The organism is Pseudomonas folii (assembly GCF_014357575.1).
Classification (GTDB): domain Bacteria; phylum Pseudomonadota; class Gammaproteobacteria; order Pseudomonadales; family Pseudomonadaceae; genus Aquipseudomonas; species Aquipseudomonas folii.
In genome coordinates this window covers 1-8,308 of sequence record NZ_JACONW010000200.1, presented here as the reverse complement: position 1 = coordinate 8,308, position 8,308 = coordinate 1, and the positions used below count along the sequence as shown (strand labels likewise).

The following is an 8,308-nucleotide window of genomic DNA, read 5'->3' as shown; positions in this document are numbered from 1 at the left end:
ACGCGGTTTGTCTGATAACACGCGTTGCCTTCTTCGCGGGCAAGCCACGCTCCAACGAATCACTCAACCACCTGTGGGACCGAACTCATTCACCGAGTTTGCCGTGATGCGCGTCGATCAGAACAGCCGGGCCAATAAAGCAGTCACTGCTGTTTCGACCCGCAGAATACGCTCGCCGAGTTGCACCGGTTGCAGGCCTGCTTTGTTCAGCAGGTCGACTTCATAGGGAATCCAGCCGCCCTCTGGGCCGATGGCCAGGGTGACTTGCCCGGTTACGGCGCGTGGGCAAGCGGGGAAGTCTCCGGGATGTCCCACCAGACCCAAAGTCCCTTGGGCCAGTTGAGGCAGGCGGTCCTCGACAAACGGCTTGAAGCGTTTTTCGATGATGATCTCAGGCAGTACGCTGTCCCGAGCCTGTTCAAGGCCGAGAATCAGTTGCTCGCGGATCGCGTGCGGTTCCAGGAACGGCGTCTGCCAGAAGCTTTTTTCCACGCGATAGCTGTTGAGCAGAATGACCTTTGGCACGCCCATGGTCGCGACCGTCTGAAAAACCCGGCGCAGCATTTTCGGGCGGGGCAGGGCCAGCAACAAGGTCAATGGCAGTTTGGCAGGCGGGGCAATGTCGAGGGTGATGCGTAACTCGGCTTCGTGTGCTTCCAGCCGCAGCAGCTCAGCGCTGCCCAGCAAGCCGCCAATACGGCCGACACGCAGACTGTCACCGACTTCTGCGCGATGCACCTCTTGCATGTGCTTGAGGCGTCTGTCGCGCAGTACGACCCGGTCAGCCGCAACGAAGTCGGCGTCTTCGAGAAGCAGCAGGTTCACGGCTGGGTCGCGGGCGGCTGGTCTTGCTTGTCTTCTTCGCGCTGGTCATCGGCATGATCGCCGCGCTTGGTGATCAGCGAACTGCAGAGCACGCCAATCTCGAACAACAGCCACATCGGCACCGCCAGCAGCGTCTGCGAGAAAATATCAGGTGGAGTCAGGATCATGCCGACCACGAAGCAACCGATGATCACGTAAGGACGGATCTTTTTCAGGTACTTCACGTCAACGATGCCGATCCACACCAGCAGCACAACGGCGACCGGGATTTCGAACGCCACGCCGAAGGCGAAGAACAGCGTCATCACGAAATCCAGATAACTGGCGATGTCCGTCATCATCGAAACGCCTTCAGGCGTCACGCTGGCGAAGAAGTGGAAAATCAGCGGGAAGACCAGGTAGTAGGCGAAGGCCATGCCCGAATAGAACAGGATGATGCTCGATACCAGCAGCGGTACCGCGACGCGCTTTTCGTGTTTGTACAGGCCTGGCGCGATAAAACCCCAGATCTGGTGCAGGATCACCGGCATGGCCAGAAACAGCGCAACCATCATGGTCAGCTTGAACGGCGTAATGAACGGCGACGCCACGTCGGTGGCGATCATCGTCGCACCTTCAGGCAGGAAAACCCGCAGCGGTGCTGACACGAAGGTGTAGATCTTCTGCGTGAAATAAAACAGGCAGCCGAAGATAACGAAAATCGCCAGGACACATTTCAGCAGGCGCGAACGGAGTTCTGTGAGGTGCGAGACCAGCGGCATTTGCTGGTCATTTTCCGGAATATCGCTCATGGGGCTCGCGGTGGCAGTGACGAATCGTTGGCGGAGGGTGCGTTGGGTGCTGGCGTCGCTGGCGTCACGTGCGCAGGTTCAGTCGCGACCTGGGTCGTGGCTTCTACAGTCTTGGGCTCTGCGGCGGGCGTCGTGCCCGCTGGAGCGGCCGGACCCAGGTCGGTAGCAGGTGTCACGGACGGCGTGTTCGGGATGGGCGAAACCACCGGTTCAGCCGGTTCAGCGGGCGTCTGCCCGGTTGCCGGAGGCGGATTGGCCGGGGACTGCTGCGGAGACATGATCTTGCGCGCTTCTTCTTCCAGCGACAGGATGTGCTCGTTATGCAGTTGGCGACGAATTTCGTCGGCTCCGATTTCGCGTTCAACTTCCTGTTTGATCGCATTGAAGCTGCGCTTCAGCCGGCCAATCCAGAGGCCAGCGGTACGCGCAGCGCCGGGCAGACGCTCAGGGCCAAGCACCAGCAAGGCGACGAGGCCGACCAGCAGCAGTTCAGAGAAGCTGATACCAAACATTCAATACGACCTAGTCTTTGCGGATTGGCTCTTCGACTTTATGCGCTTGCGCGTCGATGGTGTGCGGCTGGTTCAGGGGCGAGCCCTGCGGCGTAGCTTGCGGCGGTTGCTGAGGTTGCACCGGCGGCTGCTCTGCAGGTTTCTCATCATCGTTCATGGCTTTACGGAAGCCTTTGATCGACTCGCCGACATCGCTGCCCAGGCCCTTGAGCTTCTTGGTGCCGAATACCAGTACCACGACAACCAGGATGACGATCCAGTGTTTCCAGTCAAAAATACCCATGAAGCAATCCTCGTAGAAATTTCAAGCTCGAAAAGTGAAGGTCAGTCAGCTGTGCGCGCGGCTTTTTCCGCGTGCCCGGACAAGCCGAAACGGCGGTCCAGCTCATCCAGCACTGCTTGTGGGTGCTGACCCAATGCAGCAAGCATCACCATGCTGTGAAACCACAGGTCAGCGGTTTCGTAGATGACATCGCTGCAATCGCCGCTGACAGCGGCATCCTTGGCGGCAATGATGGTTTCGACCGACTCTTCGCCGACCTTTTCCAGAATCTTGTTCAATCCCTTGTGATACAGGCTGGCGACATAGGAACTGTCGGCAGCGGCACCTTTGCGCGACTCCAGCACTTCGGCCAGGCGGGTCAAGGTATCAGTCATGTTTCAGTGTCCTGCGTGATAAATAGCTTCAGGATCTTTCAAGACCGGTTCGACGGTCTTCCAGGCGGCATCTTCGTAGACGCGATAGAAGCAGCTTTCGCGGCCGGTATGGCATGCAATACCGCCAATCTGCTCGACCATCAGGATGATCACGTCGGCGTCGCAGTCCAGGCGCAGCTCATGAAGCTTCTGCACATGGCCCGATTCTTCGCCTTTGCGCCAGAGTTTGCCACGCGAACGCGACCAATAGATTGCACGATTCTCTGCGGCGGTGAGGTTCAGGGCCTCGCGGTTCATCCACGCCATCATCAGAACGCGTCCGGTCTTGTGATCCTGAGCTATGGCAGGCACCAGACCGTCGCTGTCCCACTTGATTTCGTCCAGCCAGTCTTTCATATCTACTCCGGCAGCCGGGCTTCAGGCCTCGGCGGATTCAACAGTGTGCCAGCGGGCAGCGCCGCTGGCTATCGGCGGATGACCAGATACAGGCCAGCCACCAGCATGATCCATGCGGGCCAGGCGAGTGGTGCAACCAGCGCCGTACCTTCCGCGACCAGTGTCGAGGCCATTACCGCGCCTCCGGCCAGCAGCGCCGAGCCCAGCAGGCGCAATGCCCATCCGTCACCGCGCTCACGCCACGGTGGCGGCGGATCAGACCGGTGCGGTTGCGACATGCGCTCCAGCAAGTCCCGGGTCATGTTGGCCAGATGCGGAATCTGCTCGACCTGGGATTGCAGATTGCCAAACAGGGTTTTTGGGCTGACGCGATCACGCATCCAGCGCTCCAGAAACGGCTGCGCGGTGCTCCACAGATCCAGATCGGGGTACAACTGACGGCCCAGGCCTTCGATGTTCAACAGGGTTTTCTGCAGCAGAACGAGCTGCGGCTGGACTTCCATGTTGAAGCGGCGAGCGGTCTGGAACAGACGCATCAACACCTGACCGAAGGAAATATCCTTGAGCGGCTTCTCGAAGATCGGCTCGCACACGGTGCGAATCGCGGCTTCAAACTCATTCAGTTTGGTTTCCGCAGGCACCCAGCCCGAATCAATGTGCAGTTGCGCAACGCGACGATAATCACGTTTAAAGAAGGCAAACAGGTTACGAGCGAGATAATCCTGATCTTCCGGCGTCAGGCTGCCGACGATTCCGCAATCGATCGCGATGTATTGCGGGCTCCACGGGTTGACCGTGCTGACAAAAATATTGCCGGGGTGCATGTCGGCATGGAAAAAGCTGTCGCGGAACACCTGGGTGAAGAAAATCTCCACACCACGCTCGGCCAGCAGTTTCATGTCGGTGCGCTGATCCGCCAGGGTGGCCAGATCGTTAACCTGAATCCCGTAGATGCGCTCCATGACCAGCACTTTTGGGCGGCACCAGTCCCAGTAAACCTGGGGCACATAGAGCAGGTCCGAGCCTTCGAAGTTGCGGCGCAACTGGCTGGAGTTGGCGGCTTCACGCAGCAGGTCCAGTTCGTCGTAAATGGTTTTTTCGTAGTCGGCGACCACATCCACCGGGTGCAGCAGGCGGGCATCGGCGGACATCCGCTCGGCAGTACGCGCCAGAATGAACAGCCACGCCAGGTCCTGGCCGATGATCGGCTTGAGGCCCGGACGCACAACCTTGACCACTACTTCTTCGCCACTCTTCAGTTGCGCTGCGTGGACCTGCGCCACCGAAGCCGAAGCCAGCGGCGTGACGTCGAAGCGACTGAACACTTCGCTGATTTTCGCGCCCAGTTGTTCTTCGATCAGCTTGATCGCCACTTGCGGGTCGAACGGCGGAACGCGGTCCTGCAACAGCATCAATTCGTCAGCGATGTCCTCGGGCAGCAGGTCGCGACGGGTCGACAGGATCTGTCCGAATTTGATGAAGATCGGCCCAAGGTCTTGCAGCGCCAGACGCAGACGCGCACCGCGAGGCAGTTCTGCGTTGTTGCGCGGAAGCAAACGCCACGGCATGACAAAGCGTGTGGCCTTCATCCACCACGGCAGCGGCAGGGCGAACAGCAAGTCATCGAGACGGTAACGGATCACGACACGCTGGATACGAAACAAACGGCGGACGGCAAGCAGCTTCATGCGTTATCGCTGGAGTCAGAGGATTGGGCGAGGCGCTCAAAGCGCGCCTCAAGGCGTTCCAGATCGAGTTTGATCCGGTCGAGTTCGGCAAAGCGTGCTTCGGCTTCGTGTTTACCCACCAGGGTGCGCGACTCTTCGTTCAAGTAGTCGGCAAGGCTCTGGCTGAGGTTGGCGAAGCTGTCTTTGCTCCAGCGCGCGCGGCTGCGCAAGTGATCACCCAGCAACGTCGTCGCCACCGGGCCAAGCCAGCGGGACAGCTCGTATTCCCAGTCCAGTTCGAGGTCCTGAAGGATCCCGACCAGTTCCAGTAACACGCCACTGTCGCCATCCAGTTCGACATCGGGGCCGTGCAGCACGGCGCTCTTGTCTTTGCTTACCGCCAGACGCATAAGGCTGGCAGCAGGGGCGCGCAAGATGCAATCCGCTTCAACCTCCCAGTGGGAGGCGAGCAGCAGGCCTTCGTCGCTGGGCAGAATGAACAGCTGCAGCGAAGGATTACGGCAATCAACCGCAATCACCTTGCCTGACAGGCGCTCAAGGCGCGGCAATGCGGTGCTGTCCAGCCGCAACACGCGGTTGATGCCGTGCTCGACGCTGGCGAGCAAGCCGCTGAGCAACATCAGGGTTTGATGCCGCGATGCAGTGCCACAACGCCTGCGGTCATGTTGTGGTAGGTCACGCGGTCAAAACCGGCTTCGACCATCATCGACTTCAGGGTTTCCTGATTCGGGTGCATGCGGATTGATTCAGCCAGGTAGCGATAGCTTTCCGAATCATTGGTGACCAGCTTGCCCATCAATGGCATGAACGCGAATGAGTACGCGTCATAGGCCTTGGACATCAGCTTGTTGGTCGGCTTGGAGAACTCCAGCACCAGCAGACGGCCACCCGGCTTGAGCACACGCAGCATCGAGCGCAGCGCATCTTCCTTGTGGGTCACGTTGCGCAGGCCGAAGGCAATGGTCACGCAATCAAAATGGTTGTCAGGGAACGGCAGCTTTTCTGCGTCGGCCTGAACGAATTTGACGTTGCTTGCCACGCCCAGGTCCAGCAGGCGATCGCGACCGACCTTGAGCATGGAGGCGTTGATGTCAGCCAGCACCACTTCGCCGGTGGGGCCGACGAGGTGGGAAAACTTTTTGGTCAGGTCGCCAGTACCGCCCGCGATGTCCAGCACGCGGTTGCCGGTACGAACGCCGGAGAGTTCGATAGCGAAGCGCTTCCAGAGGCGGTGCATGCCACCGGACAGCAGGTCGTTCATCAGGTCGTACTTGGCTGCGACGGAGTGGAACACCTCCGCAACTTTCTCTGCCTTCTGGCTTTCCGGCACATTTTTGTAGCCGAAGTGAGTAGTAGGTTCGGCATCGCTGCCTTTGCGCGGATCATTCATATCGCGTTCACCGGAATAAAGTGTTGCCATTCTAATCGTCGTGGCTGGCTTTGTCTTGACAAGGCTCATCGCCAACAGTTTCTTCATCCGGGTCGGCTGGTATAGTTGCCCCACGATTGACCTTGCGCTGAAGGAGCCATCGAATGGCCAAGATTACTGTTGAACGCCCGCATTCGCTGGGCAAGGAAAAGGCTCGCGAGAAGGCTGAGCTGCTGGTCGAGAAGCTGGCCGACAAATACGGCATCGAGCACGAGTGGAGCGGCGACGTCGTCAAGCTGGAAGGCAAGGGCGCCAAAGGTACGGTCGATGTTGGAGAGGATTTTGTGCGGGTTAACCTGGAACTGAATTTTTTCCTGTCGGCCATGAGCGGACAGATTCAGGCAGAGGTAGAGCGGCAGCTGGATAAAGCGTTGGTTGCTTGATTGAGTTGTTGGAGCGAGGCTTGCCCGCGAAGAAGATGAATGCGGTATGTCTGTTGCACCGAGATCGCTGATTCGCGGGCAAGTCGGAATGCCGCCCACTCGCTCCAACAGAATTCGCATCCCACCTCCATTTCCTACACCCTTTCAACATCACCCAAACCTAGGGTGAGCTTTCTAATTTTTCCGACTACTTTCGTGTCCATGCCCCGTCTTCCCTGGGGGCGATCCTCAAACATTCGAGCGTGAGGTGCACCATGGCCAAAGTTACGTTGAAGAAAAAAATCAAAGACGAAGAAAACAGTTCTGTCTCCGACGTTCGCCTGTATGCCCGCAAGGTTTGGCTGGCGGGGCTGGGTGCTTATTCGTGGGCCGGTCAGGAAGGCGCTGAGTACTTCAAAGAGCTGGTCAAAGCGGGTGAGCAGACCGAAAAGAAAGCCAAAAAAGTGATCGATGAAAAGGTCGATGCCGCCAACAGCGAGATCGATTCAGCCAAAGATGAGCTGACGTCGGTGAAGGGTCGAGTCGAGGTGCAGCTCGATAAAATCGAAAGCGCATTCGATCGGCGGGTTGCCAGCGCCTTGAATCGCATCGGTATACCGTCTAAACATGACGTGGAGACACTGTCTGCTAAGCTCGATGAGCTGACGGCATTGCTTGAACGTGTCGCGCGTAAACAATAAGGAGAGCAGGATGGCTGGCAAGAAAAAAATCGAGAAAGAAGGCAGCTCCTGGATTGGCGAGGTGGAGAAATACTCCCGCCAAATCTGGCTGGCTGGTTTAGGCGCTTACTCCAAGATCAGCAATGACGGCAGTAAGCTTTTTGAAACGCTGGTTAAAGATGGCGAAAAAGCCGAGAAGCAGACCAAGGTCGAAGTCGATAAACAAGTCGACTCCGCCAAAGACTCTGCCAAGGCCGCGAAGTCTCGTGTGGGTGATGTCAAAGACCTCGCACTGGGTAAATGGAGCGAGCTGGAGGGGGCTTTCGACAAGCGTCTGAACAGCGCCATTTCGCGTCTGGGCGTGCCTAGCCGCAACGAAGTGAAGGCATTGCACAGCAAGGTTGATCTGCTGACCAAGCAAATCGAGAAGCTGACGGGTGCTTCTGTGACCCCCGTTTCAAAAGCGCCTGTTTCCAAAGCTTCGACTTCCAAGGCCGCGGCGTCCAAACCTGCACCTAAAACCACCGCTAAACCATTGGTGAAAGCCGCCGCGAAACCGGTCGCCAAAGCCGCCGACAAAGTTGCCGCGAAAACCGCCGCAGCCAAACCAGCAGTGAAAGCAGCAGCGGCGAAGCCCGTAGCCGCCGCTAACAAAGCTGCGACTAAAACCGCGACCAAGGCCAAGTCTGTAGCGGCCAGCAAGCCGGCTGCGGCGAAGAAACCTGCCGCGGCCAAAAAACCTGCTGCACCGAAGGCGGCCCCTAAAGCAGCCGCCAAACCGGCTCCGAAACCCGCTGCCACACCAACCGCAACGCCAGCACCCGCTGCGACCAATACCGCCGCAGCACCGGCATCGGCTACGCCGTCGACACCGGCCAGTCAGTCCTGATTCAAGGGCTGTAATGCGAAAGCCCGATCTGCGAAAGCAGGTCGGGCTTTTTGTGCCAGAGACTCAGCATCATTAAGTT

Annotated in this window: 12 protein-coding genes; 3 read left to right on the top strand and 9 right to left on the bottom strand. The window is 58.4% G+C overall.

The genetic code is table 11. The annotated features are described in order from the left end of the window. Nucleotides 1–117 precede the first annotated feature (117 nt). From H8S59_RS24785 to ubiE, 9 genes are all read right to left on the bottom strand, one after another. Nucleotides 118–825 carry a 16S rRNA (uracil(1498)-N(3))-methyltransferase gene (locus H8S59_RS24785; RefSeq protein ID WP_187523130.1) on the bottom strand — a complete coding sequence of 236 codons (708 nt, stop codon included), beginning with the start codon at nt 823–825 and terminating at the stop codon, nt 118–120. Then, nucleotides 822–1,616 (bottom strand): twin-arginine translocase subunit TatC, encoded by a 795-nt coding sequence (gene tatC, locus H8S59_RS24780; protein WP_095092505.1) that lies wholly within the window; start codon nt 1,614–1,616, stop codon nt 822–824. Before tatC ends, H8S59_RS24785 begins: the two co-directional genes overlap by 4 nt. Further along, nucleotides 1,613–2,128 (bottom strand): Sec-independent protein translocase protein TatB, encoded by a 516-nt coding sequence (gene tatB, locus H8S59_RS24775; protein WP_187523129.1) that lies wholly within the window; start codon nt 2,126–2,128, stop codon nt 1,613–1,615. The genes tatC and tatB overlap by 4 nt, the downstream gene beginning before the upstream one ends. Before the next feature lie 10 nt (nt 2,129–2,138). After that, the gene (locus H8S59_RS24770; RefSeq protein WP_187523128.1) at nt 2,139–2,411 is read right to left on the bottom strand and encodes a twin-arginine translocase TatA/TatE family subunit; all 273 of its coding nucleotides are present in this window, start codon (nt 2,409–2,411) and stop codon (nt 2,139–2,141) included. A 41-nt stretch (nt 2,412–2,452) separates the two neighbouring features. Continuing rightward, nucleotides 2,453–2,785, bottom strand: coding sequence for a phosphoribosyl-ATP diphosphatase (locus H8S59_RS24765; RefSeq protein WP_027901649.1), 333 nt, complete (start codon nt 2,783–2,785; stop codon nt 2,453–2,455). 3 nt (nt 2,786–2,788) lie between these two features. Continuing rightward, entirely contained in the window at nt 2,789–3,181 is a 393-nt protein-coding gene (hisI, locus tag H8S59_RS24760; protein WP_087274417.1) for a phosphoribosyl-AMP cyclohydrolase, read from the bottom strand. A 68-nt stretch (nt 3,182–3,249) separates the two neighbouring features. Then, on the bottom strand, nt 3,250–4,869 hold the full coding sequence (gene ubiB / locus H8S59_RS24755; protein WP_095092503.1) for a ubiquinone biosynthesis regulatory protein kinase UbiB: 1,620 nt from the start codon (nt 4,867–4,869) through the stop codon (nt 3,250–3,252). Beyond that, nucleotides 4,866–5,489, bottom strand: coding sequence for a ubiquinone biosynthesis accessory factor UbiJ (locus tag H8S59_RS24750; protein WP_187523127.1), 624 nt, complete (start codon nt 5,487–5,489; stop codon nt 4,866–4,868). The genes ubiB and H8S59_RS24750 overlap by 4 nt, the downstream gene beginning before the upstream one ends. Then, on the bottom strand, nt 5,489–6,259 hold the full coding sequence (gene ubiE / locus H8S59_RS24745) for a bifunctional demethylmenaquinone methyltransferase/2-methoxy-6-polyprenyl-1,4-benzoquinol methylase UbiE (protein ID WP_027901653.1): 771 nt from the start codon (nt 6,257–6,259) through the stop codon (nt 5,489–5,491). The genes H8S59_RS24750 and ubiE overlap by 1 nt, the downstream gene beginning before the upstream one ends. Nucleotides 6,260–6,402: 143 nt before the next feature. On the opposite strand from ubiE, the gene H8S59_RS24740 reads away from it, so the two are divergent. From H8S59_RS24740 to H8S59_RS24730, 3 genes are all read left to right on the top strand, one after another. Next, nucleotides 6,403–6,681, top strand: coding sequence for a polyhydroxyalkanoic acid system family protein (locus tag H8S59_RS24740; RefSeq protein WP_095092501.1), 279 nt, complete (start codon nt 6,403–6,405; stop codon nt 6,679–6,681). Between the two features lie 254 nt (nt 6,682–6,935). After that, nucleotides 6,936–7,361: a phasin family protein gene (locus H8S59_RS24735; RefSeq protein WP_095092500.1), complete on the top strand. Its 426-nt coding sequence runs from the start codon at nt 6,936–6,938 to the stop codon at nt 7,359–7,361. Nucleotides 7,362–7,371: 10 nt separating this feature from the next. Beyond that, nucleotides 7,372–8,229: a phasin family protein gene (locus H8S59_RS24730; RefSeq protein ID WP_187523126.1), complete on the top strand. Its 858-nt coding sequence runs from the start codon at nt 7,372–7,374 to the stop codon at nt 8,227–8,229. The last annotated feature ends 79 nt before the right edge of the window (nt 8,230–8,308 follow it).

Excerpts from the sequence above, each read along its gene's own strand:
- tatC (WP_095092505.1), bottom strand. The coding sequence starts at position 1,616 with ATGAGCGATATTCCGGAAAATGACCAGCAAATGCCGCTGGTCTCGCAC.
- tatB (WP_187523129.1), bottom strand. The coding sequence starts at position 2,128 with ATGTTTGGTATCAGCTTCTCTGAACTGCTGCTGGTCGGCCTCGTCGCC.
- H8S59_RS24770 (WP_187523128.1), bottom strand. The coding sequence starts at position 2,411 with ATGGGTATTTTTGACTGGAAACACTGGATCGTCATCCTGGTTGTCGTG.
- H8S59_RS24765 (WP_027901649.1), bottom strand. The coding sequence starts at position 2,785 with ATGACTGATACCTTGACCCGCCTGGCCGAAGTGCTGGAGTCGCGCAAA.
- hisI (WP_087274417.1), bottom strand. The coding sequence starts at position 3,181 with ATGAAAGACTGGCTGGACGAAATCAAGTGGGACAGCGACGGTCTGGTG.
- ubiB (WP_095092503.1), bottom strand. The coding sequence starts at position 4,869 with ATGAAGCTGCTTGCCGTCCGCCGTTTGTTTCGTATCCAGCGTGTCGTG.
- H8S59_RS24750 (WP_187523127.1), bottom strand. The coding sequence starts at position 5,489 with ATGTTGCTCAGCGGCTTGCTCGCCAGCGTCGAGCACGGCATCAACCGC.
- ubiE (WP_027901653.1), bottom strand. The coding sequence starts at position 6,259 with ATGAATGATCCGCGCAAAGGCAGCGATGCCGAACCTACTACTCACTTC.
- H8S59_RS24740 (WP_095092501.1), top strand. The coding sequence starts at position 6,403 with ATGGCCAAGATTACTGTTGAACGCCCGCATTCGCTGGGCAAGGAAAAG.
- H8S59_RS24735 (WP_095092500.1), top strand. The coding sequence starts at position 6,936 with ATGGCCAAAGTTACGTTGAAGAAAAAAATCAAAGACGAAGAAAACAGT.
- H8S59_RS24730 (WP_187523126.1), top strand. The coding sequence starts at position 7,372 with ATGGCTGGCAAGAAAAAAATCGAGAAAGAAGGCAGCTCCTGGATTGGC.